Source organism: Paraburkholderia caribensis, from assembly GCF_002902945.1.
In the GTDB taxonomy this organism is placed as follows: domain Bacteria; phylum Pseudomonadota; class Gammaproteobacteria; order Burkholderiales; family Burkholderiaceae; genus Paraburkholderia; species Paraburkholderia caribensis.
This window is the reverse complement of record NZ_CP026101.1, coordinates 145,708-167,446: the sequence shown is the minus strand read 5'-3', so window position 1 is coordinate 167,446 and position 21,739 is coordinate 145,708. Positions and strand designations below refer to the sequence as shown.

19 protein-coding genes and 1 pseudogene are annotated in these 21,739 nt (G+C 57.9%); 12 read left to right on the top strand and 8 right to left on the bottom strand.

Annotation, left to right across the window (positions count from 1 at the left end):
- The first annotated feature begins 171 nt into the window (after positions 1 to 171).
- The 7 genes from C2L66_RS41560 (at position 172) to C2L66_RS41555 (ending at position 5,879) form a co-directional block, all read left to right on the top strand.
- A complete protein-coding gene (locus tag C2L66_RS41560) occupies positions 172 to 939 on the top strand; it encodes a hypothetical protein (protein WP_233444920.1) in 768 nt (255 codons plus the stop codon).
- A gap of 117 nt (positions 940 to 1,056) precedes the next feature.
- Complete coding sequence (locus C2L66_RS00760; RefSeq protein WP_060599397.1) at positions 1,057 to 2,028, top strand: DUF932 domain-containing protein; 972 nt, start codon at positions 1,057 to 1,059, stop codon at positions 2,026 to 2,028.
- A gap of 77 nt (positions 2,029 to 2,105) precedes the next feature.
- Positions 2,106 to 3,098 (top strand): YqaJ viral recombinase family nuclease, encoded by a 993-nt coding sequence (locus C2L66_RS00755; protein ID WP_060599398.1) that lies wholly within the window; start codon positions 2,106 to 2,108, stop codon positions 3,096 to 3,098.
- A 64-nt stretch (positions 3,099 to 3,162) separates the two neighbouring features.
- Positions 3,163 to 4,086 (top strand): recombination directionality factor, encoded by a 924-nt coding sequence (locus C2L66_RS00750; RefSeq protein ID WP_060599399.1) that lies wholly within the window; start codon positions 3,163 to 3,165, stop codon positions 4,084 to 4,086.
- Positions 4,083 to 4,994 carry a hypothetical protein gene (locus tag C2L66_RS00745; RefSeq protein ID WP_060599400.1) on the top strand — a complete coding sequence of 304 codons (912 nt, stop codon included), beginning with the start codon at positions 4,083 to 4,085 and terminating at the stop codon, positions 4,992 to 4,994. The genes C2L66_RS00750 and C2L66_RS00745 overlap by 4 nt, the downstream gene beginning before the upstream one ends.
- A gap of 96 nt (positions 4,995 to 5,090) precedes the next feature.
- Entirely contained in the window at positions 5,091 to 5,516 is a 426-nt protein-coding gene (locus C2L66_RS00740; protein WP_233444919.1) for a hypothetical protein, read from the top strand.
- 63 nt (positions 5,517 to 5,579) lie between these two features.
- The gene (locus tag C2L66_RS41555; protein ID WP_060599401.1) at positions 5,580 to 5,879 is read left to right on the top strand and encodes a hypothetical protein; all 300 of its coding nucleotides are present in this window, start codon (positions 5,580 to 5,582) and stop codon (positions 5,877 to 5,879) included.
- Between the two features lie 19 nt (positions 5,880 to 5,898).
- Here C2L66_RS41555 and C2L66_RS00730 read toward each other — a convergent pair whose 3' ends face one another.
- On the bottom strand, positions 5,899 to 6,249 hold the full coding sequence (locus tag C2L66_RS00730; protein ID WP_233444918.1) for a helix-turn-helix domain-containing protein: 351 nt from the start codon (positions 6,247 to 6,249) through the stop codon (positions 5,899 to 5,901).
- 268 nt (positions 6,250 to 6,517) lie between these two features.
- On the opposite strand from C2L66_RS00730, the gene C2L66_RS00725 reads away from it, so the two are divergent.
- From C2L66_RS00725 to C2L66_RS00715, 3 genes are all read left to right on the top strand, one after another.
- Positions 6,518 to 8,218: a hypothetical protein gene (locus C2L66_RS00725; protein ID WP_148654545.1), complete on the top strand. Its 1,701-nt coding sequence runs from the start codon at positions 6,518 to 6,520 to the stop codon at positions 8,216 to 8,218.
- Positions 8,219 to 8,404: 186 nt separating this feature from the next.
- Positions 8,405 to 8,731, top strand: a complete 327-nt coding sequence (locus tag C2L66_RS00720) for a hypothetical protein (RefSeq protein WP_060602388.1) — start codon at positions 8,405 to 8,407, stop codon at positions 8,729 to 8,731.
- A 17-nt stretch (positions 8,732 to 8,748) separates the two neighbouring features.
- A complete protein-coding gene (locus C2L66_RS00715) occupies positions 8,749 to 9,087 on the top strand; it encodes a hypothetical protein (protein WP_060599403.1) in 339 nt (112 codons plus the stop codon).
- A gap of 728 nt (positions 9,088 to 9,815) precedes the next feature.
- On the opposite strand, the gene C2L66_RS00705 is transcribed toward C2L66_RS00715, so the two are convergent.
- Both C2L66_RS00705 and C2L66_RS00700 read right to left on the bottom strand, forming a co-directional pair.
- On the bottom strand, positions 9,816 to 12,398 hold the full coding sequence (locus tag C2L66_RS00705; RefSeq protein WP_060599405.1) for a hypothetical protein: 2,583 nt from the start codon (positions 12,396 to 12,398) through the stop codon (positions 9,816 to 9,818).
- A 42-nt stretch (positions 12,399 to 12,440) separates the two neighbouring features.
- Entirely contained in the window at positions 12,441 to 12,869 is a 429-nt protein-coding gene (locus C2L66_RS00700; protein ID WP_060599406.1) for an HD domain-containing protein, read from the bottom strand.
- A gap of 118 nt (positions 12,870 to 12,987) precedes the next feature.
- Here C2L66_RS00700 and C2L66_RS00695 point away from each other — a divergent pair, with 118 nt between their 5' ends.
- A complete protein-coding gene (locus tag C2L66_RS00695; protein ID WP_060599407.1) occupies positions 12,988 to 13,485 on the top strand; it encodes an SLATT domain-containing protein in 498 nt (165 codons plus the stop codon).
- Between the two features lie 590 nt (positions 13,486 to 14,075).
- Here the strand turns inward: C2L66_RS00695 and C2L66_RS40510 are convergent.
- The 5 genes and pseudogenes from C2L66_RS40510 to C2L66_RS00675 all read right to left on the bottom strand — a co-directional run.
- Positions 14,076 to 14,246 (bottom strand): annotated as a pseudogene (locus tag C2L66_RS40510) (chromate efflux transporter); the annotation flags it as partial.
- 1,538 nt (positions 14,247 to 15,784) lie between these two features.
- On the bottom strand, positions 15,785 to 16,987 hold the full coding sequence (locus C2L66_RS00690; RefSeq protein ID WP_060599409.1) for a hypothetical protein: 1,203 nt from the start codon (positions 16,985 to 16,987) through the stop codon (positions 15,785 to 15,787).
- 12 nt (positions 16,988 to 16,999) lie between these two features.
- Positions 17,000 to 18,085, bottom strand: a complete 1,086-nt coding sequence (locus C2L66_RS00685; RefSeq protein ID WP_060599410.1) for a hypothetical protein — start codon at positions 18,083 to 18,085, stop codon at positions 17,000 to 17,002.
- A gap of 136 nt (positions 18,086 to 18,221) precedes the next feature.
- On the bottom strand, positions 18,222 to 19,691 hold the full coding sequence (locus C2L66_RS00680) for a DUF3987 domain-containing protein (RefSeq protein ID WP_060599411.1): 1,470 nt from the start codon (positions 19,689 to 19,691) through the stop codon (positions 18,222 to 18,224).
- The gene (locus C2L66_RS00675; protein ID WP_060599412.1) at positions 19,688 to 20,035 is read right to left on the bottom strand and encodes a helix-turn-helix domain-containing protein; all 348 of its coding nucleotides are present in this window, start codon (positions 20,033 to 20,035) and stop codon (positions 19,688 to 19,690) included. Before C2L66_RS00675 ends, C2L66_RS00680 begins: the two co-directional genes overlap by 4 nt.
- 243 nt (positions 20,036 to 20,278) lie before the next feature.
- On the opposite strand from C2L66_RS00675, the gene C2L66_RS00670 reads away from it, so the two are divergent.
- Positions 20,279 to 21,607, top strand: coding sequence for a hypothetical protein (locus tag C2L66_RS00670; RefSeq protein WP_103323670.1), 1,329 nt, complete (start codon positions 20,279 to 20,281; stop codon positions 21,605 to 21,607).
- Positions 21,608 to 21,739: the final 132 nt, after the last annotated feature.

Below are 21,739 nucleotides of genomic sequence, written 5' to 3'. Positions count from 1 at the left end.
TGAGCGCTACCTGCGAAATATCCATTTTGGGATGGGGTCTAACGGACTGGTCGATTACCCCCCCGACGGCAATGAAAACATTTTCGGTTATATATCACCGACCTGAGCACGGCCAATTCCGGCCTCTCCGCCAGTGCAGCTCTGCGCTGGTGCACCTGCTCAGGAGCCCCCATGCCTTTCCTCGGTCTGATTATCCCGTTCGCCGTCGCGGCGCTCGCGCCAACCATCGCCGGATTATTGTTTCTCCTTCTTCGTCGCAGAACTCCAGCACCTACATCGCCCATTACTAACCCGGCAAGCGTCGCCGTTCCGCCCGCGGCAGCGATTCCTGTACCACCACCGATTTCGTATCCGTTTGAAGATGAATGGGAAGCTCACGCGTCATATCCCGAACATGCGTGGCGTACGACAGCACCATTCATTCGCCCTTCGCGGCCTGAGCACCCACATCTGGCGCGCGAAGCATTTGCCTTCGAGGACGTTGACGACTACCGATTCGAGACAGCGTCAATGCCGTCGTTCAAGACCGAGCCGGATGTTGCTAAACGCATGGCGAACTACCCGTTCGGGCCATCTGAGTCGACCCTGCAGGAAATCACATCTGACACTACCCTACATTGTCCCAATTGCCGTTCGTCACGAATCGAAACCCTGAATGTCGCGCGCAAGGCGGGGGGGACGATCGGCAGCGTCGCAGGCGCGACGAGCGGAATGGCTATGGCCTTCTCGGGTGCAGAAGCCGGTGCCGTTGTCGGCGCAGTAGGTGGGCCCATCGGTTCGATCTTCGGTGGACTCGCCGGTGCGGTCATTGCAGGGCTGGTCGGCAGCGCTGCCGGCTGTGCCGCCGGTTCCGCGGTCGGTGCCGCGATTGACGACAACCTGCTGGAAAACTTCCGATGCCGTTCCTGCGGTCATTCCTTCGGCGCACATCAGGCCTGATCGCGGTCTGCGTGGCGCTCCTCGTCGCGCACCGGTTTATCCGCGCACCTCTCTCTTATTCAACCCTGCCCGGCTTGCGCCGGGCGTTATGCCTGCTACCTCGAAAAGGAACTCATCATGCATCTCGTTCAGACCATGGCCTACACCGGCCAGCAACCGTGGCACGCCCTAGGCAACCGGCTCACCCCGAAGCAGCCACTCGAAGCCTGGGCAAAAGCAGCAGGTATGGACTGGCGTATCGACGAAGCCGAAGTGCGCTTCGTCGCGGGTAACGACAATACCCGCCTTGGCGCAATTCAAGCGTTTCCCGAGCAGAAGGTACTTTATCGCAGCGATACCAAGACTCCGCTTTCGGTCGTCTCCGCGCGCTACCAGGTCGTGCAGCCGGCCGAAATTCTCGAGTTCTACCGGGACCTGACGGAAGTCGGCGGTTACGAGCTCGAGACAGCGGGCGTGCTCAAGGAAGGTCGCAAACTCTGGGCGCTCGCCCGGACAGGCCAAAGCGCAGCCCTGCGCGGGCGCGATACGGTCAACGGATACCTGCTCCTCGCCACCGCATGTGATGGCAGCCTGGCAACCACCGCCCAGTTCACCAGTGTGCGGGTCGTGTGCAACAACACACTGCAGATCGCGCTTGGCGACGGCACCGGAGCTGTCAAGGTCCCGCACAGAAGCCAGTTCGACGGGCAGGCCGTCAAGCGTCAACTCGGTATCGCCGTGTCTTCCTGGGACGCTTTCATGGTTCGCATGAAAGCCCTCTCGGACCGGAAAGTGTCGGACGCTGCCGCCGAGTCGTTCTTCCGGCGCGTGCTCACCTACCCGGCCAGCAATCCTGGCGAGCGCGACGGGACCGCTATCAATGAGCGCGCCATCAAGGCAGTCGGTCAACTTTTTGCCGGGCGCGGCAAGGGGGCGGAGCTTGCATCCGCATCCGGAACGGCATGGGGGCTCGTGAACAGTATCACCGAGTACGTCGATTACCATCGACGCGCGCGCAGCGACGATCACCGGCGAGATGCCGCATGGTTCGGCCAGGGCGCAGCACTCAAACAGAAAGCGTGGGATGAAGCCCTCAGGCTGGTCGTCTGATTACCCACTTTTATCTATCCAGTTTCAACGGCCCGCTCAGGTTCGCCTGCCGGGCTTTTTTATTTCAGGAGGCTTCGATGAATGCCATCGGATCCACCCAGATCGCGGCTCGCCCTGCACTTCGACTCGTTCCAACGAAGGGCCTTTCGCGTGAGGACTGGCTCACCGTACGCCGCAGCGGTATCGGCGGCTCGGACGCCGCCGCCGCCGTCGGTCTGAATCCGTACCTGAGCCCCCTAGAGCTATGGGTCGACAAGACAGGACGCGCGGAGGGACTTCCCCGTCCCGACACTGGCGACACGACGTCGCCGACATACTGGGGCACGCTGCTCGAGCCCATCGTTGCGGCCGCCTACACACAGCAGACGGGCAGACGGGTGCGCAAGATCAATGCAGTACTCAGGCACCCAACAATTCCATGGATGCTCGCGAACATCGACCGCGAAGTGGTCGGCGCACCCGAGGTGCAGATCCTCGAATGCAAGACGGCGGGGGAGTTTGGCGCACGACTGTGGCGGGATGGTGTGCCCGAATATGTACAACTCCAGGTGCAGCACCAGCTCGCCGTGACAGGGAAAGCCGCGGCCGATGTCGCCGTGCTGCTATGCGGACAGGCGCTAGAGGTTCAGCGCATTGAACGTGACGATGCGCTAATCGCGCGTCTCATCGAACTCGAAACCACGTTCTGGCAGCTCGTGGAATCCGACACGCCTCCGCCAGCCGATGGCTCTGAGTCGTCGGACAGGGCATTGCGTTATCTTTATCCGGGTACCGGCGGGACCGTCGATTTCTCGGACGATCGTCGTCTATCGGCCGTCTTCGCCGATCTAGTCGTAGTGCGTAGCGAGATCGACGTGCGCGAACAGATCGAGGCCACGCTCAGGCAGACGATCCAGCAGGCCATGGGCGAAGCCGACCGGGCGATGTTCGAGACGGGCGCAGTGTCGTTCAGGCGCAGCCGCGACGGCAACAGCATCGACCTGAAGCGGCTGCTTGCAGATCACCCACACCTCGCCGCGAAGTACGCGATACAGAAGCCAGGCTCACGCAGGTTTCTGGTCTCTACCTGACCTGTCCGTTGCTTTTGCGGTGTCCTATCCCCCACCTTCTAATTTTTCAATCAGGAGCCTAACGATGCTCAAGGGCCTTTCCATTACACCGCCTCTCATCGGGCGGATTTCCATCGGTCGTGTCGTCGAGAAGAACGGCAAACGTCTGCCTGAGAAGGACGACCAGTTCACCATCACCACGCAGGTCCAGACGCGCGACGGATGGATGCTCCATCCGCTGAACGAGTCGTTGCGCAAGGCGACATCGGGCAAGTTGCGCGCGATTCCCGTGCGGTTTCTGTTCAGCGATCCCGGCCTGAATCTTCGTGCGGAGTATTCGCTGTTCGATCGCGACACGGGCCGACCGGTCTGCGTTGGCAACGGCGAGACGTGCCGGCGCGCGACCGTCACAGGCATCGAGGAACTGCCCTGTCCATCGCCGGACGGTTGTGCCTTCGGCCAGACCGGCGGTTGCAAGCCTTACGGTCGGCTCAACGTGACCATCGGCGACGACGATGAACTCGGGTCGTTCATCTTTCGCACCACCTCGTACAACTCGATTCGCACGCTGGCCGCCCGGCTGCATTACTTCGGCGCGGTATCGGGCAACCTGCTGGCCTGCCTGCCGCTGGAACTCAGGTTGCGAGGCAAGTCGACCACGCAAAGCTATCGCTCGGCAATCTACTACGTCGATATCAGTGTGCGCGCGGGCACCACGCTCGAAGCGTCGATCACCCAGGCGCGCGAGTTGGATGCGCGGCGCCGGTCGGCGGGATTCGATCAGGGTGCGCTCGATAATGCCGCGCGCACCGGCTTCAGTAACGGTGCATTCGAGGAGAATATCGACGATGGCGGTGCCGTGGTCGAGGAATTCTATCCTGTCGGCGAAGATAACTCTTCCCCTGCGGGTGGGAACGGCACCGGCGATGTCGAACGTCCGCCACGCCGGTCCGGTCTGAAGGAGAGGCTGGATCAGCGTGCGGCGTTGCTCGGCGGAACCGAAGCATGATCCGGCTCAGCCCTGCACCACTTCTCGCCTTCACGGCAACGGGAACTGCTGTCTGTATGTCGATACTCGCCGGCTGGCAACGCGGAGGGTGGGTGACCGAGCGGGTCGTGTGGATCGCAACGGGTGTCGTACTGGTCGCGGGCGCACACCTGTTACCGGTGCTTTGCAGGTCAACGCCACTGGTAGCGCGCGCGATCGGTACGGTGTTGTGGCTCGGCTGCATGGCCACGGCGTCGTACGGACATGCGACGTTCTTCCTCCTGTCGCAGTCACATGCAGGTACATTGCGCGAGCAACTGGTCGCGGCCGGTAGTCCTCAGGCGCAGCGGAGTCTCACCGCTGTCATGGCGGAGCGGGCGACTGTAACAGCGAACCTTGCTGCGATCGGTGCCAAGCATTGCGTGCACGATTGTCCGTCATTACAGGCGCGTCGCATGTCGCTGAACGCGAGACTCGATGCACTGAACGCGGAAGTGGCGGATATCCGAAGGTTACAAATCAACGATGACCGTGACGCTGCGCGTCGCGATGCCGCCCGTGACGACCCCGTCACGGCGCGGCTCGCGGCGCTCTGGGGTACGTCAACCGCGAAGCTTGATCTGTTTGCGGGGCTGGCTTTCGCGGCAGTACTCGAGGGTGTCGCATGCCTGTTGTGGTGGGTCGCGTGGACACCTCACGTCAGTCGCACGCCGGTCGCAACCGATAGCGCAGCGGAAACTCAAGTCGCCCCAGATCCAATGACCGCCCCGTCCGCGATCGCCGCACCCGTAACGGAACTGGACATCCTCATCCGCGATGTCTCGGCCGGCCTGCTGCGTCCGACGGTATCCGGCATCCGCCAGCATCTTCACTGCTCGCAAACCAAAGCCATTGCCCTGCGTCGGCAGCTTGCCGAATCTGCGGCATAGCCGGGCGCACTCAGCGCCCGCTTTTCCTTCATCCAGCGGGTCTCGCATCCAGTTCATTCCGGAGGCGGGTGCTCGCGCTTTTTCCGGTGAAACGTCATGAACCACATTACACGTCTCAAACCGCTGTTCCATCCCGGGCGCCTGCACGTCACGCCGTGCGCACTCGACGTCTTGCGGGCGAACGGAATCCCCATCATCAGCGTCGTGCTCAGGCACCTTGCGGGCGACTGGGGAGCCATTTCGGACGAAGACCGACAACAGAACGATCTGTCGGTCACAGCTGGTCTGCGCCTGCTATCGGTCTATGTGCTGCCAGATGAGAGCCGCATTGTGGTCGCAACAGAATGGGATCGCTCCAGCACGACTATTGAACGCCTCGCGGAGAAGGCGACCTGGCAAGGCAGTTCGACGGATCCTTCGCCAGCTCATCAACGCATCAGCAAGCGCGTTGCGCCGCATTTCGTTGCGGACACACGCTTTAAAGCTCAATTCGTCAGCCGGCCACACCCGGCCGCTTTCTAACTATCCACAAGGTCGCCCGGCGCTCCCATCAGGTCGGGCGCTTTCGTATCTGGGTTGACTGAAATGAACCCTCCTTCCACGCCGCACGCCGTGCCACGTTTCAGGCTTGGGCGAATCCTGGCAACGCCTGCCGCGCTCAACGCGCTTGAGCATGCGTCAATATCTGCGATTTATCTCTTGATTCGCCACGCCTGCGGTGACTGGGGCGATCTCTGCGATGCAGATCGCCAAGAGAACGAGCTAGCCCTGTACACGGGCGCGCGCCTGCTGTCGAGCTACATGATCCGGGACAACCTACAGGTCTGGGTCATTACGGAAGCGGATCGATCAGCGACGACCCTACTGTTACCAGGCGACTACTGATCCGCCCCGCTCGCACAACTCAGATAAGACCAGAGTCGTTGATGCGAGCCAAAGCAAGAGCGTGGTCCAAGAGCGCCGCTTTTTGAGCTGAACCCAGTCTGTGATATGCAGCGATCAGTTTCGCCTCTGCTTCATCCTCAGAATAGAAGAAGCTGGGGGGCAGCCGCAATGCCGTCGCGATACGGTTCACCGTCGCAAAATCTGGCTCGTGTTTGCCGCGCTCGTACTGATTCATTCGGGCACTTGCAGACATTTCGTCAATGCCTGCGAGCACACCTAGTCGCTCTTGAGACAGACCCGCCGCTTTTCGTGCCTGCTTTAATCGCGCAGCAAAGACCGACATTGGCCAGCTCCCCTTAAAGGGAAACATGCTGTCGATCCTGAACATTCGAAACACTAAGACTTTCTTAGTATTTGCCGTTAACTACTAAGTCCGCTCAAGTTAAGCACCCCAACTCAGCGCCAGCAACTACTAGAAGGCTCACAAATGGCGGTGCGAAGAGCGGCACTGTGCGCATATCAGCCCCCGCCCGTGCGGAGCGATTTGCATCAGATCCGAGGCGCTCCCCGGCCGGGAGCAATATGAGCAAGGAAAAAAAGTGAAAACAATTTGTAATGCGGGTTTTGTGAAATTAACGTTGTCCGCAGTTGCATCAGCCGCGCTGGCGGCCTGCGGCGGTGGTGGAGGAAGCGGATCGGCCACAACGACGTCCAATCCGTCGGCACCCACTGCTTCTGCGCAGCTGACGGGAAAAGCGATCGACGGCTATCTCGTCGGCGCGACCGTCTGTTTTGATAATGGACAGGGTGCGTGTGATCCTTCCTTGCCGTCAGGAACAACCGACGCCAGCGGCGGTTACTCGTTGCCCGACACCGGCAATCTCCAGGGCAAGATGCTGCTCGTCACAGTCACACCCGGTACGAAGGATCTCTCGCGTCCCGGCTATACGTTTCCCGCGACGTTCACCCTGAGCCAGACGGTCGCGGCGTCAGGGCAGCAGAACATATCCCCGCTCACCACGATGATTTCGGCGCAGATGGAAGCCGGGCTATCGCAGACTCAAGCCACCGCAGCCGTCGCCCAGCTGCTCGGTGGTAACGTCGACCCGAATGCCGATTACATTGCATCGAGTAACGCCGCGACGGCATCGACCGCATCCGCGATTCTCGACAAGCTCACGTCGTTCGCAACGAACGGCGTGGTTGACGCCGCCACCGTGCGCAACACCATGAACGCAATCGTGGCGAAGGGGGATGTCGCCTCTGTCACGCTCACAGACGTTCAGACGCAGGCCGCCAAGCCGGTCTTCACTGTGGCGAACGCCTCGCAGGTTCTGTCCAGCCCCACCTACGCGCTTGACGGCTATCTGCCTTATTTTTCGAGCTTTAACGCGCAGCCGGTGCAGGCAATTGTGCAGGACGTGCGTCAGCTGCAGGGCGCACAGGTTACAACGAGCCAGCAGGAATACAGCTCAGGTACGTGGCAACCGGTCACCAACGGCAAGTACGAAACGATGTACGGCGCCTACGAACTCAGGAACGATGCGAGCTGGTCGGCCTTCGTACCTGTGTCGACGTATCGTGCGCCGCTGGCAGTTTCGGCGAACGGAACTGTGCTCAGCGGTACCGATCCCGTCACAGGCATCGGGTATAGCATCGAATACCGGACGGTCGATCTGGGCGGTCTGCCGCTCGCGACAGCCGTACCCGCCGGGAATTACGAATTGAGCGCGTTGTGGACGCTTGCGCCGCTGACCACTTCGACCTTCAGCGCTGCCACCAAGGCGTATGTCGGCCTGCAGTCATACAGCAACGATCGGGTAATCCTGCCTGTCTGGTTGCCAGCTTGCGACAATCCTTCGATCGCAAACGGAATGGTCTGTGACGGCGCGCAACCAGCCGTTATGGAAGATGGCGTGATCTCGCTGATTACAGGCGACGCCAGCACGACTTACACGTCGGTTCGGCAGGCGATCGGACTGAATCTTGAAGGTCGCGCCGGCGGTTTCGGTATGACGCTTACCGCCGACAACAAGGTCACAGCAACGTCGTTCTCTTCCGGCGGTCAGCAGACGGTCGTGATCGGTTCATGGGCACTCTACAGCCGTAACGCGAACGTAATCGTGATGAACGTCGATCCCGCGCAACTGGCTCAGCTCGGCACGGACCCGCTGCTCTCCCCTGTCTACGACGGCGCAAAGCTCGTGGTTGGACTGCGCAACGGTCATCTGCGTATGGGCTTCCTGTACCCGTCGACCTATGTCCAGAAGACGTTCGAGTTCAGCAGCAGTCTGAATGCACAACTGATATCCGGCGTCCAAACCGCCACGACACCCTAACCGCTAAAGCACAATCATCTGCATGATCGTCGCCGTGCCAACGACGCGGTTGCATGCACTCGTCGTCACGCGGGATCGCTCGCCATCCCTTCGAATCCGCGGTCGCATGCGGGTGGAGGGGGGATGCCACCGCCAGCGCGCGGTATCGATCTGCATAAGTACAACCCAAAACATCACGTGAAGAGCATGAACCCATCCCTCAAATGCCTCGCTGCTCTCGTTCTCTCAGCCCTGGCGCTGAGCGCCTGCGGCGCAGACAGTCATCTCAAGATCAAACTCAGCAGCAACCAGTTCTATCCGAACATTCCGGAACTGAGGATCACAGCCGAACAGGACGTCACGATTCGTGGCATCGAAGTCAATGACGGTGATTGTGGCCTCAATATGTTGGTGCGTTTCCCTATCGTGTTGGCAAAAGGCGAGTCCGACCACGTTGACATCAGGTCGGATTGCGATCAGGTCAGCAAGGTCAAGATTCGCACCACCGACGGCGAATTCAAATACACGTTTTGATTACGAGGCCATTCACCATGAAAAAGCTTCTGTGCGCCCTTGCCGCCGCCGTGTCCGTGTCTAGCGCCATGGCCGACGTAGGTTGCGTCTATACAAAAACGAAGACACTGGCTAACGGAAATCTGGCGCTGCTCCACCCTGTCTACGTGTATGCAGAACCGGATCAAAACTCACAACGCAAACAGCTCCCTACCGTAGGCGCGTTTTTCGTCACGCAGCGCCGACATGAATTCATCAAGCTTGCGGATCCAAAATACTTCGAGAGTAACCCCTCGTATTCCTTCGCGGGTTGGGCAAAGTCGAGCGATTTCGATGCAGTCGCCTATCGGAATTGCTCCGCCGCGTCTGTTGAATAGCGGTTCACTGGAAGCGGTCCTGACGTAAGCGGTGATCCATCGCTGCGCCTATGACAAATGGTGGGCCGCTTTTTTTTGTTCGTGACCTCCAAGGTACCCAAGATTACCGTTAGACCCGCTGCCAGGTGCGGGTACCGAGCTTCCCATCTCGACCCACTGCCGCTATCAGTCAAATGACAAAATGTCCGCAAGCCCAGTGTGCAAGAAGATCACTGCATGTTGCAGCGGCAACAGCTATGCATTGCCTTCATCACGCTGTCGACTAGATTCGCCAAGGCCACAACGCCTGTCTCCGACTTGTCAAAGGACGCAGTTGCCACGCGATTCGATGACAGCAGCTGGCCGAACCCGGAAGTTTCCGGAATGCGCGCGGGTGCCACTGACCTGACGATCGGCGAGCTTCCGTAGTTGACCCACTCCGGTCAGACGGCCTTCTCCAAAGCGGTCACTCAGTCGAATCCATGTTCTGTGGACCGGAGTGCCATAAAGCAGCCGTTGGTGACCTCACCCAATCGGCCACAAACGGTCGCTGGTGGCCGACCGCTTTGGAGCAGGCTAACCATGGGCGGCTACGGCCCGAAGTCATGGTTTGTGCGCTGTCCATTTGCGCCACGTCCCCAATGTACGGCTGAAAGCCAGCCATTCTGAGAGTTGGCAGTAAGTGTGCCAACTGCTAGCCTTTCAGACCCGCTCAGCCATGGAAGACAAGCTGAGCGTCTGCTGCAACTTCAGGTCGAACCGGCAAGATACGCACCGGCGGGGCCCGGTTCTGAGATCGCGTCGGGCCAGTTAGTGCTCTTCAGTTCGAACACTTCGCAGCCGGGAATCTTGGTGATTGCAGTGTTCGGTAGCAAGTACTCGCGTCCATGCCTAACGCCTAGGTCATCGTACGTAAAACCATCTCCCCTGAACTGTTCATTCACGCCGATAACAATGTAAAGAAAGCAGCGCACCTGCCAAAGCGTCGGCTGTGCAATATCAACAAGGCGCTGAAGATCGATATACTGTGGATGCGAATCTTTTGCATCCTTGACACTGCGGAAGGTGCAAGGGGGGGAGATTTGCGCCTGTATTTCTTTGAACGGGGTCCCTCTCAGGGCAGCGCTGAATTTTTGGACTTTTCTAGCGACTTCAGGGTACGCGCTTCTAATGGATTCGAACAACCCATCCCAGGTGGCAAGCTGACATACCTGCGTCGGCATAATCACCAACTTCCAAGTGTGTTCCTCAGCCAGCTTCTTGTCGACCCAAGCGGCAGGCTTGCCCATCAGGCTCATGACGGCATCGCGTAAATCTTTGACCGGTTCGATCTCACTCAGGTTGGAAATCCAGGCAAGCCGCTTCTGGTCCGGCGGGTACGCTAGGGTTTCAAAGTGACTTGGGTCGACTCCCCGGATCAGGCGGCAGCCTAGCCCGGCCAGAGCTGTATGTCGTTCCTCGGGGCTTGAGAAGGCACTGCCGTCCAAGATGCTCATAGCAGATGCTGCGTAACGCTTCCGCAGCGCCAGCAGTTGGCTCAGCTGTTGGCTCAGCAGTTCCATCATTGGATCGCGCATAGGGGCGGGGGCGGTAATTGCCTCAATGCCAGGAGGCATCGGCACGTCGTTCCATAAGCCCTTCATGTGTTCGTATAGCACGAGCTTGGCACGTCCGGGAGGAAGCTCGCGAAAGCTTTCATAAATTTCATGGGACGCCTCTTGTTTCAGCTGCCACGATTCGGGAGTATGAAACTGCAGCTCGAAGGTAAAGCTATTCCACTTGATGAAGGCGTTGACGCCCCGGTAAGTCGAGCCCTCCGCCCAATAGTTGAAACGCACGTGGGTACATAGCAAGCGTTCCTCAAGGGTTCGCAGCACAGCCTCCGTAGTCTGCGCATAGTCCTTAGCGCAGACCACCATGGTGTAGCGCAGTGCATCGTCGACCTCATGAAACACATCGGCCAGTCGCGGATAGTACAATCGGTGGCTCCGATGTCTCTCAAGAAGGCGACGCAGCCGCTCCTTTAGCTTGCGCTCCAGCGACTCGCCCGTCTTAAGTCGGTGGTTCTCGCCTTCAAGCCGGGCGTGGTGTACTTTGGCCACGTCACGCAGCAGGCTCGTCACTTGCCCTTCGAGATGGCGAGCGCGATCGCGCAGAGCCTTGGTGCCGCTTTCTAGATCGCGCAGGACTTGCCCGGTCGCCGCAACGGGAGTGCCCTCACCGACACGGAAATTCGAGCCGATCTTCTCTAGTTCCGCCTTCTCCGCCCACAGGCGCAGCAGTGTGTCACGCGGCACAGGGAACTGGTCCAAGATGGCTAGCAACTCGAGATACCAGCCCAGCGACCAAGTGATGCGTATGCGAGCGTCCTCGTCGCCGATCTCTCGGACGAAATATAGAGTGGCGTCCGGGGCAACTACGAGGTCCAGCGTTTCCCGCTGTTGGGCAACATTGGCCAAGTCGAGCAGATCGTTCTCCGAGAGGTGCTCCATGGCCGATCGCCGTTCAATGAAAGCATCGAAACTGTGCAACACCTCCTCGCGCGGGAGCGGTTCGCGAATGGCTAGGCCGCACGCCTTAGCGGCATGCGACACCGCTGAAATGCCGAGAATGCGCCCCGACAACTCCACGGATGAGCCCTGGTGAAACCGGCGCACTTGCTGACGCCACTGCCTGAGCCCTTCCTGCGTTCCCTGAGATTTAAGCAGGCTCAACCCTGTTTGGTTGCCAATTGAGTAGGGGTGGATCTTTGGGTCGGCCGTACTGCATTCAGTCATTTGCGTAGAACCGCCGCCAGCCGCCCATACTGCTCCGATTGACACGCCGAGCTTCTCGCAAGCGTATTTGGCCGCCGCCAGCTCAAGCCAAGCTTCCTCGCGCGGGGACAAAGTCTTCCAAATGACCACTGCGTCAGTCAGCTGTTGCAGAAGGTCATTGCCACGTTCCACCAGCTCAGTGCTGGCGTCGCGCATCCAGGCCGATGCCGCGACCAGCACCATGTCGGCCTTGTGTAGATCGAACTGTTTCTGAATAGTACCGACGAATTCTTTAGGGTCGTCTACATACGACGACGCGGGGCCTAGCTTCACCAGCTGCTTGAAACTGACATTCTCAGCTTGAACCGTGTACAGCAGAAGCTTTGTCTCGCCCGTGCCGCAGTCCACAACGATTACTACCGGCGGCTTCTCCAACAGGGCGAGCTCCTGGGGCATCTCCGACCGATCAGCGACCACGTTCAGACCTTCGCCGTCCGAGAGATCGTCTACGAACGACTTCAGCCACGCAACGGGGGTTTCGCTGTGGCTATTCAGTCCCTTAGAGATCGCCTCCAACAGGCTGTCGTGGTCAAAGATATTGATCGCTGGCCTCCATGATTACTCGTCAGTTTCCGGCATCAGGATCAGCAGACCTCGTGCGTATCGCTGGATTTGTTTACGTGTCGGCTGATCGGCCAAGTTCGAGATCATATCCGCAACCTTCACCTCAGTTGCAATGCGGGACCCTCTTATGCGACGATAATACGTCTCGTCAGATACGTTCGGATCGCGGGTAAGCAGCACTACTGCCTCCACAAGGTGCTTGGGAATGCCCGCCGCCTCCAGCGACTCCGCTGTCTCGCTAGAGTCCTCGAGCACGTCATGTAGCCAGGCGACGATCTGCAACTCAGGATCGCCAGCTAGCCGCTCAGCCATGTCCCGCGGGTGCTCGACGTACGGCACGAGCGTGCCTCGCCGAACCTGCCCTTCATGCGACCGGTACGCGATCTCCTTTGCCAACGCGACGATTTCTTCTGTGGACTTCATAATCTTGAAATGGGTGTACGTCCCTATACCCTGGGAGATGAGTCAGAATGACGTCCTCGAAAGGGCGCGCCCAAGCTAGCGACTTTTGGTCTGTTTCGAATTTCCTACACATTTAACCATGGCAACGGATTCCACGCGATATATCCCCCCTGCGACTGAAGCGGAGCTTGTGCTCTCATGGTTAAGACGAGCTCGCGAATCCCAATTTTCCCACTATGCCGCTGCGGCACGTTTGGGGGGCTATGGATGGGTTTACGGGGTTCCGGTTATCATTATTACGGCAGTGATTAGCGCGTCGGCGTTCGCATCGATCCTTGCTCAAACCATTCCACTATATGCCAAGGTGATTACAGCGTTATGCAGCGTCGCAGCCGCTGTGCTGTCGAGCCTCCAGACCTTTTTCAAATTTTCGGAGCGATCAGAGAAGCACCGGATGTTTGGGGCGAAGTTCGGCGCGCTTCGACGCGAACTCGAAATCCTTCACACCCAAAATCACATCACGATTGCGCAATTGACCACGATTCGCACGAAGCTCGACAACTTGGCGGCCGAAGCGCCTAATGTAAGGGCGGCGGTTTTCTCGCGAGAGAAGGCGGACGACGAAGATAGCCAGTAGCTGTGGTGCGGCCGCGTCGTGGAGCAGATGTTACATTTTTAGCACACTTTAGCCTAAAGTGTGCTAAGTACGGTAGGCGGTTGGCTGTGAATGATCGCAGCATCGTCCAAGTAGCAGGCTTCTGGCGAGTACCAGATGGATGACATTTGCGCCTTCGCGGTGTCCAGTGCACAGCTGAGGTACGCGGAAGTCGGTGAGGAAACCGTCGACTGGTAGGTGGAACGTGGGGCAAAAAGCTGCGTCAGTCCAGCTATAGGCCGCGGCATGTCCGTCACTCAGAGTCCGCAAGTCAGCGACCGCTGCCGGTCGCTGAAAGTTGCTGCGACCGTCCGCTTCGGGGCAAGCACTTCGGCAGGCCGACTGGCTGGTTTGGGTCCGGGCCGCGTCAGTCCGCTCTTCAAACTCATCGTTCGAAAGCGGCCAGTGAAATTGCGCTGCCCTGAAGCGGCCAGTCGTCAGTGCGTACTCTCGACCCTCTCCGGCCGTTCGACCCGAGATAGTGGAAAAGAGCAGCTTTTAAGTGCACAACGGCCGTTCGTTCCATTTTCAGAACCCTACGGGTGATCGGCGAGCGCGGACATTCAGGCGGTTCACTTCAGAACGGCTTCGGCAATACCCGCGAGCGCACAGATCATGACGACCGTAAGCGGCGGAATTTTCCAGCGTGTCAACAGGAAAAAGCCAATCGTCGCGATGGCAAAATCGACGCCGGAACGTATCCCGCTGGTCCAGACGGGCGAATAAAGCGCGGTCGGGAGTACGTAATCAGAAAACCTCGCTGTTTGATCAGAATAACTGTAGCTTTGAGTCACCGCATCGCTACCTGAAGGAAGCGCCGACCTAGCGTTGATGCTGCGCGGTCGCCCGACTTTCAATGATCGTGCGGCCTACGATGTATTTCTGCGCGAGGTCGTCATGCGCTCGTTGATTCGCATTCTTACCGACTCGCGGAACCACGGCACCGCAGCATCCGTGAGGCGTCGTACAGCATGTCGTCGATCTTGAATCTCTTCGATGACAGATGCCTTGGAAATCTCCGCAGGCCGGCTCCAGCTGATTCCGTGACGCTGCTTCCCGGTATGCTCCTGCTGCTCGCGTCCGCGGGATCATGAGCCGCCCGCGGGCTAACCCTCGCTGAAGTACTTTGCGGCTACCGAAGTCGAAGGAGATTTCCCGGTTGCACAGGAACATCCGAATCGCTTCGCCAAAAAGCCATGATGCGCGCAGTAGTGGATGGTGACCCACTAGTCAGACTTTCCGTCGAACCTAATGGAATAGTCGGCTCTTTCTTAAAACAGTCTCGTGGTCGTCTCGACCACATCGAGTAGAGTCTAACGCTGCGTGTCCTTAGCGCCCACACGGCGCGTTGGACACTTCGCTATTTAAAGTTAGATCTCGCCCCGTCTAGGGGCTCGATAGGTAGCGCTCCACGAGAAAGTCCTCGCTCCGCTTAAAAAAGTTAGTCGGTGACCTTTGAGGGTCACCGATGGAAGGGTAACGCTTCGCTCATGCCTGCGGCATATCGCTGCGCTTTAAGTGCCTCGCTTTGCTTGCGCTCGCTCGGAGAACGGTTGGTTCAAAACAAAGATGCAAACAATAAATTTTTATACCAAACGAATAATTCCTACGAAAACGAATTACTTCTGTACAAACTATCGGGCGTAAACGCCCTATCGTCCGAACAGAAGTAATTCGTTGTATGTCGTGTTATTCCCACAGGGAAATTCGGGCACGGGTTATATCACTAGCTCGCCAGTGAAGCGGGCTTCGTTGCGCAAGTGCCACAATTGCCTCGATCGACGGGAAGATAAAACGATGTCAGGCGCAGCGATTACGCCAAGATGCAAGGGCTGGCATACCCGCCTAACGGAACGATCGGCTACAGCCAGATCTCTTGCCACGTTCTAAGGATTAGGATAGACAGTGTCCCATCATGCAGCGTGGGTTGTTTAGTCACCTGCCTTGCGCCGACTCTATCGTAGGTCGGTAAGCTCGCTGGACTGAACGGAGGCTGGCAAACCCGACTGCCGCCCGAGGAAGAGAGCAAACCCCTCACCAACGATCGTTGTGTGTTGTCGGCAACACCAATAGATTGCTGATGGCACCCTTAGGAGGTGCCTACGAGATGTGCGATTGTCAGAATCGCACATCTCGTAGGAGGATCAGGTAAGCATGAGCGCGCCCTTCCTTTCATGTCTTCTCTCCAAAACCGCAGCTCACCGGTCCCCAAAAAGGGGACCGGACCTTGAACCTCCTCGTAGGCTAAGCGTCATTGCCGAACGCCTCAACGTCGGCATCCCTACTCCTCTGGTATTAAGCGACGGCGGCGATCTTCGCGCGTATTCGCGGGGACCCATGTCCCCCAAGAGCGTGCCCCCTCAGCTTCTCTAAACCGAATGAAATTATCTTTCTGCGCATTGTAATCAAGCTCTTCGTCGAGCAACCGCATCCTCACCGTGTCATCGACTCGGACGAGGCCTGCGACAGGCGAAGGGCTGTCGTTCAAGCCGGGGATACGAACATAGGCGGCGTCCTCAGGAACAGCAGCGTGCCAAGCACCGGCGACGAGTTCTACCCACTCGGTCGAATCCTGAACCAGCTCGGCATTGAGGAAAAAAATCCAGCGGAAACGATGCCCCTTAAGTTCGCCCCACGCCAGCGACCAGATCCCACCGATTGCAACAGCCGCGAACCTTGCGTTATGGCGGAGACGGTTAACAAACGTTGCATGATCGCCTTTGGCTCGATTGATCGGCACGGGGGATTTTCCGTCAGGTGGAGCGTATCCACATTCGAGCTGCATTACAAATAGCTCCGGATGCTTCGCGAAACATTCGCGCTTGAATTCCTGCATACGTTCGAATGTTCGAACACTGTCCCCCTTCCAAGAAGCTAAGATCTTGGAAATCTTCCGTGCCTTCCCCTCATGGCGAAGCAGGTTGAACAGGTCGTTAGCAAGCTCGCCACAGAATCGACACACGTTCCGGTCGAAATAGGTTGGCAGCCTGTCGAAACAGTCGGCAAGGATTGGAATCCTGTCGACGTGGTATCGGACTACGTCTCGAAAAAGCTCAGCGTGCGGCGGCAGCTTGAAGCGATCAAGATCCAGCTCGCCATCAAATATGGCGCGAACGAGAATTGAGAGCATGCCGTAATACCGCCCCAATGCATGCTCTTCAACACGGATCAACTTGCCGTCTTCGCGCCTCTCATAATCGAACGCGTTGCCATCATTGTTAACGACGAGCCATGCGAGCCAGTCCATTCGGTGCACGACGCTGGACAAACATCCCAAAGCCTTCGAAAGGATCTCGTAACGCACTCCCTCATGCTCCACGAGCGTATGCATCATGTCACTTTCGACTCGATCAAGGATACGGCGATACACCACCCCGTATGTCAACGCCGCCTGGTGCACCTTGTTGTTGTCGTCGGTGTAGACATAACGGGCATCTTTCGCGATCCACTGTGTTTCGTAGCGAGTTAGTTTTATGTTAGGCACGGTCGTCTCCCGCTAGCTCTGGGACGCGCTGGATTGAACCAGCTCGCAAAGCGCCTGATATCTACGACGCAGCTGGGTGGCCGTTTTCTGGGCGCAATTGAAGTGCTCCCGTATGCCGTCGATGGTCGGGCGGACCTCTCCTGCAGCGACGTCATGCACAAGCTGCATCAATCGACTGTCACCCTCGTCGGTGAGTGGCGCGGTAGTGTCGGGAACCGCCCCTTCGTCGACTGCGATCCGCCCGCGACTACCCCGGTCATTGAGCGCGACTACCGGATTTGCGTGCACGACAAAGGTGCTACGACGACGGTCAAGTACCAAGTACCAGCAAAAACTACCCGTGAAATCCAGGACGGCTGCACACACGAGGGCTAGCAGGAGATTCAGCGTCTGCTCATCGCGCCCAGTCGCTCTTGCAAGTCGTGCAGTCGCGGGATCGTCGCGCATCGAGTCGCGCCAACGCTGATCCACGTCGGCGTCACGGTCAGCCGCGACCTCATGCCGCTTTGCCTCGTGCTCCTCCGTCTCGATCATCCGTAGTCTGGCTTCAAGCAAGTCGTGACGCCTACGTTGCGCGAGGCAATTGGTACCGCAGTATTTCGAGTCATTGATCGCGAGCATGTTGCGGATGTTTTCCTCGTCAGAGGCAATTGCCATAACGTCTCGCGTTAGCACAGCACTTGACCGTCCTCCGGAATGCGGAACGGTGACAGTATCTGCGCGTTGATTGCCAGCGTTTCGTTGCGCCAAGAGGAAAAAGGACACCTGGCCGTAGAGCGTGACCAACAGACTCGCCGCACACAGTCCCAGCGAAAAGCAACGGATGGGGATTGATTTCCCTGTGCTTAGGGCAGGCAGTAGATGCGCGCCGATAACCGGCGCCACGGCCAACGCAACGCACGCGACTTGCTCCGGTAGCCCAACGGCGCGTTGCAGACCGGACATGATGGCGATATCGACCGAAGTCATTGTCGTAAGTAGTGCGAGCATCAGCGTGACGAGTATGTGAGGATGACGCCCCCGGGTACCAGGAGTGAAGATGGCATTGGCGGTCTCGCCTTGGTCGCGCGCCACTTCGTAATTCGGATGTTCATTCATTTGGAAGTCCTTGTTCGTACGTCCGGCGCATACGGCAGAGCGGTAGCACCCAAACGTTGGGTCGGCCACAGGCAAAGGCCACCCGTACGGCACTAGACGGTGCCGTACGGGTAATGCGGGTGATCTTGTGTTGCGATCAGCGACCGATCGAGAAGAAATGGGGCGACAGGCGGATGATTTTCGAGTTGCCATGGGCTTCTTCCATCCACGCCCAACGGGCCGCGAACAGACGCTGCAAAGCACGTTTGCAACGGACATCATCAAAGCCGAAGCTTGGCGCCATCGCCGATAGCTCACCCTTTCTGATAAATAGACGACGCCGCTGGAACGCGTGTCCACGAAGCATCTGCACGAGGGCATCAATGTCGGCCTTATCCACATCCGAAGGTTCCCGCATGCGAGCGAGAACCTTGCTTGTTCCCAAAGCCAGCCAGAATCCAATTTCCATGGCAATGCGCATCGTGTTTTCAGCGACGGGACCTTCACAGCCCTCGAATCGATGGAGCACCCCCGCGAGACGAGCGATCAGAACTGTCAGACGCCCCAGGTACGCCTCCATCTCAGCGGAATACCCATTGCCAGAGAGGCGAGCATGGATCAGTTCAGATGTTCCCTCCAGAACGTGGCCGGCCTCTTCGGAAATGTCAATAATTACCGGCTCGAAAGCGCCGCTCTTACGCATGCGCTTGCGCGCGTCGCGCTTCAACAAGACAACGCGTTCGTCGTACTGGCCAAGCGCTTCGTGTCGCATCGCACGTCCGGTCCGAAGGCGCACCGGCATCAGCTGGTGCACGTCGAGCAGCTGGAGACGCGAAAGGAACCCGGTACCCAACGCCTTCTTGCCGTGCTCGTTCAAATATCCGTATAGCGGACCTGGCTGCGTCGCGATCACCATCGAAAGAAATGCGCTTTCGACCGACTCCACGCCTGTGGTAACGCGCTCATTCCTTGCAAGACGTGCGTCGTATAACGTGCAGAAGTCGGCGAAGGCGCGCGACAACGGGTTGTTGAAAAACCGAATGCCTTCGTCAAGCACGACACAAGCCGACGGCCATACTTTGTGCAGGCGGTGACGCAGTGCCTGGATAGTCGTGTCTTCGGCGATCCACGAGGCGGTGAGCAGCAGGCGCGGCTCCTCTGATAGCACGTGGTCAAGCTTAACGCTCACAGTGTCAGGGTCCTTACCGGCGGCGATTGCCTCGTCGAGTTCTCGACGGAGCTGCCTGATCCGCCCCTTCCAGATAAACTGCGCCGACCGGTAACGCCGATATTCCTGTGCGCTATCTTCGGCGGCTTCGGCCTCGACATCCCTAAATGGCTTGAGCAAACGGGACATCAGGGTCGACTTGCCACTGCCAGGAGGGGCACTGACAACGAAGTAACCCGTAAGCGGTATGAGCGAGCCGTCGCTCATACGTACGTATGCACCGTCCTGGCACGCAAACGTGGCCATGCCGAGCACCAAGAACGTCGTCATGTCCTCGGAAGTTTGATAGTTGTGCCGGAGATCGTCGGAAACGCGGCCAAGCAAGGTATCGCGCAGCAGGTTGCAGATGGTGCTCTCAGGAACCACCTGCATCGCATTGTTGATTGCCGGACTCATCATGCGATCTCCATTGCCGCGCGAACCTCGGCGGCCTTGAAGTACCAGCGACGGCCAAAACGACGAGGTATCAACCCGTGATATGCGCCTTTTTGGGATATGGCTTTGCGAATCGTCTGCGCCTGGATGCGCAGGTAGTACGCTGTTTCTTCGATCGTCCACACAGGCAGGGAAAGAAACGCCACAAGTCCGGGTGACTGGTTGTGGTGCCTTTCAGGCTCAATGTGCGGCATGTGAGCCGCGCTATCGTTCACATTAAGATATGCAGGCGACGGGACCGGAAAGGCAGGCTCGTCAGTCGTGCATGGGCGATGGATCCTGATTTGAAGGGGGGCGGAAAGAGCCATTGCAAAACTCCACAGTGGCGAGCACACGCACGGCTCGTCTTCGTGGCGTATTTCACGCAGATGCAGCTCAATCGCAGTGAAAGACGCGAGACGAACGTTAGGGAATTCGCGTCAAGTTGACCCCAATCGCAAAAGGCCGTGAATCTCTATGGTTGACAAGAGCACACATTTGCGCTTGCTCACAAAGCTTTTCAGTCTTCGACAACTCTGCTAGCGTTATCGTTTCCTTCAGTCAACTTCATCATGGGCAAAATTCAAATCGCGATTTCGACCGACACCTCGCGGGGAAAACAACAAGCGAAGCACACGCGAAAGTTGGGCGAGATTTCGGATCTGAAGCGTATTGATGCGATCCTTGTTCATCAGCATGTACTGCGGCGCTTCAAGTTGCGTCATCGACCTCAGTACGACGCCCTCTTCGATATGCGGATGGAGCTAGATAGATTTCTTGCTGAAAAGGGATTTGCGATTTCTCAGAACCAGGAGCTTGCGATCTCGCGGCCGAAGATGCTCGCGCACCTCATGAACTTTTGCTGGAGAAAAAAGAACGTAGAACTTCTGCAGACTGATACGGTTGACGACATTTGCGAGCGCCTTGAAGAGCACATCTTAGATTTCGCCAACCGCAACTTTCGCAACCCTCTTATTGGTTCACCAGACTTGCCTCATCTGGCACGCATCCTTGTCCGCCACTCGACTGACATAGCTGAAATGCATCAGCGACTCAATTACTTCGTCTATTACAGCCCATACAGTCTGACAAGCGAGATTTCGGGAAAAAAACTATACACTCACTTTATCTTGGCCCAAACCGGGCGCAACCCCATTTCGTCAAGCTCGTTATCACCCGCGCGAGTCGTGCAGTGGAAATCAGGCAGCAAGGCCCTTGGCAGCGACGAAATTGAGGATACGCCTCACAAAAGCGCTCGATGGCTTTATACAGAAGAAGCCGCACAAGACCCGGACCTTTCGGCGGTTGTAGAGACAAGGTGCTATCTCCCTTCAAGTCAGGTTGATGCCAAGGTCTTTGCGGGCTGGGAAACGGAAATCGTGATTAATGGGATTAAAGCAGATAATCACCTAATACTTGCCATTCCAATTACGGAGTTTCCCACCAGAATAGACGCCATAATGGAGGAATTCAGAGAGGCATTGCTCCATGAGTTAATCAAGAGAACAACATTCGCCGGAGAGAATATCGATAAAGCGGAATCGTTCTACGCCTCAGCCTTTGCCAATACGTTATCTCACCACACCTGCCTCATTGACAGCTTTGGTGGAATTCAGATGGTCCTATTGGGTCTATGGGCATGGGACCTAGTTCAGCGTGAAGAGGAGACAGCGGAAAGAGTCTCCGATGCAGTGCGCAAAGGCATGGAGGATTTGAAAATCAAGCTTGGCAAACCGCCCGGTATCCTGATTCCCGAGCCAGACTCGATAAGGAAGAACGGATACGACAAGGTTGTCGCCACCGTCGGCTCCGCATCCGGCACGCAACGAAAACCAAAATCGAGCCGTGTCGACAGATATCTGACATCCTCGCGAAGCGTTGTACTTGGTCCGGTTGGTTGAGTGGACCAGACTATTCCCCAGTCGCTTTTGCCAACGGCAAGCGTCGTGGAAGTCCCGCATGTACCCGACGCTGCTCGCTCGTGTCGCTTCTGGTATCCAAAAATGAAGGAGATCGCCGTTGCGCGACATAGC

Bases quoted from the DNA above. Each gene is read 5' to 3' on its own strand.
- C2L66_RS00740 (WP_233444919.1), top strand. From the start codon at position 5,091: ATGAACCACATTACACGTCTCAAACCGCTGTTCCATCCCGGGCGCCTG.
- C2L66_RS00760 (WP_060599397.1), top strand. From the start codon at position 1,057: ATGCATCTCGTTCAGACCATGGCCTACACCGGCCAGCAACCGTGGCAC.
- C2L66_RS00730 (WP_233444918.1), bottom strand. From the start codon at position 6,249: ATGTTTCCCTTTAAGGGGAGCTGGCCAATGTCGGTCTTTGCTGCGCGA.
- C2L66_RS00755 (WP_060599398.1), top strand. From the start codon at position 2,106: ATGAATGCCATCGGATCCACCCAGATCGCGGCTCGCCCTGCACTTCGA.
- C2L66_RS00745 (WP_060599400.1), top strand. From the start codon at position 4,083: ATGATCCGGCTCAGCCCTGCACCACTTCTCGCCTTCACGGCAACGGGA.
- C2L66_RS00700 (WP_060599406.1), bottom strand. From the start codon at position 12,869: ATGAAGTCCACAGAAGAAATCGTCGCGTTGGCAAAGGAGATCGCGTAC.
- C2L66_RS00680 (WP_060599411.1), bottom strand. From the start codon at position 19,691: ATGATGAGTCCGGCAATCAACAATGCGATGCAGGTGGTTCCTGAGAGC.
- C2L66_RS00720 (WP_060602388.1), top strand. From the start codon at position 8,405: ATGAACCCATCCCTCAAATGCCTCGCTGCTCTCGTTCTCTCAGCCCTG.
- C2L66_RS00750 (WP_060599399.1), top strand. From the start codon at position 3,163: ATGCTCAAGGGCCTTTCCATTACACCGCCTCTCATCGGGCGGATTTCC.
- C2L66_RS00715 (WP_060599403.1), top strand. From the start codon at position 8,749: ATGAAAAAGCTTCTGTGCGCCCTTGCCGCCGCCGTGTCCGTGTCTAGC.
- C2L66_RS41560 (WP_233444920.1), top strand. From the start codon at position 172: ATGCCTTTCCTCGGTCTGATTATCCCGTTCGCCGTCGCGGCGCTCGCG.
- C2L66_RS00675 (WP_060599412.1), bottom strand. From the start codon at position 20,035: ATGGCTCTTTCCGCCCCCCTTCAAATCAGGATCCATCGCCCATGCACG.
- C2L66_RS41555 (WP_060599401.1), top strand. From the start codon at position 5,580: ATGAACCCTCCTTCCACGCCGCACGCCGTGCCACGTTTCAGGCTTGGG.
- C2L66_RS00670 (WP_103323670.1), top strand. From the start codon at position 20,279: ATGGGCAAAATTCAAATCGCGATTTCGACCGACACCTCGCGGGGAAAA.
- C2L66_RS00685 (WP_060599410.1), bottom strand. From the start codon at position 18,085: ATGAATGAACATCCGAATTACGAAGTGGCGCGCGACCAAGGCGAGACC.
- C2L66_RS00695 (WP_060599407.1), top strand. From the start codon at position 12,988: ATGGCAACGGATTCCACGCGATATATCCCCCCTGCGACTGAAGCGGAG.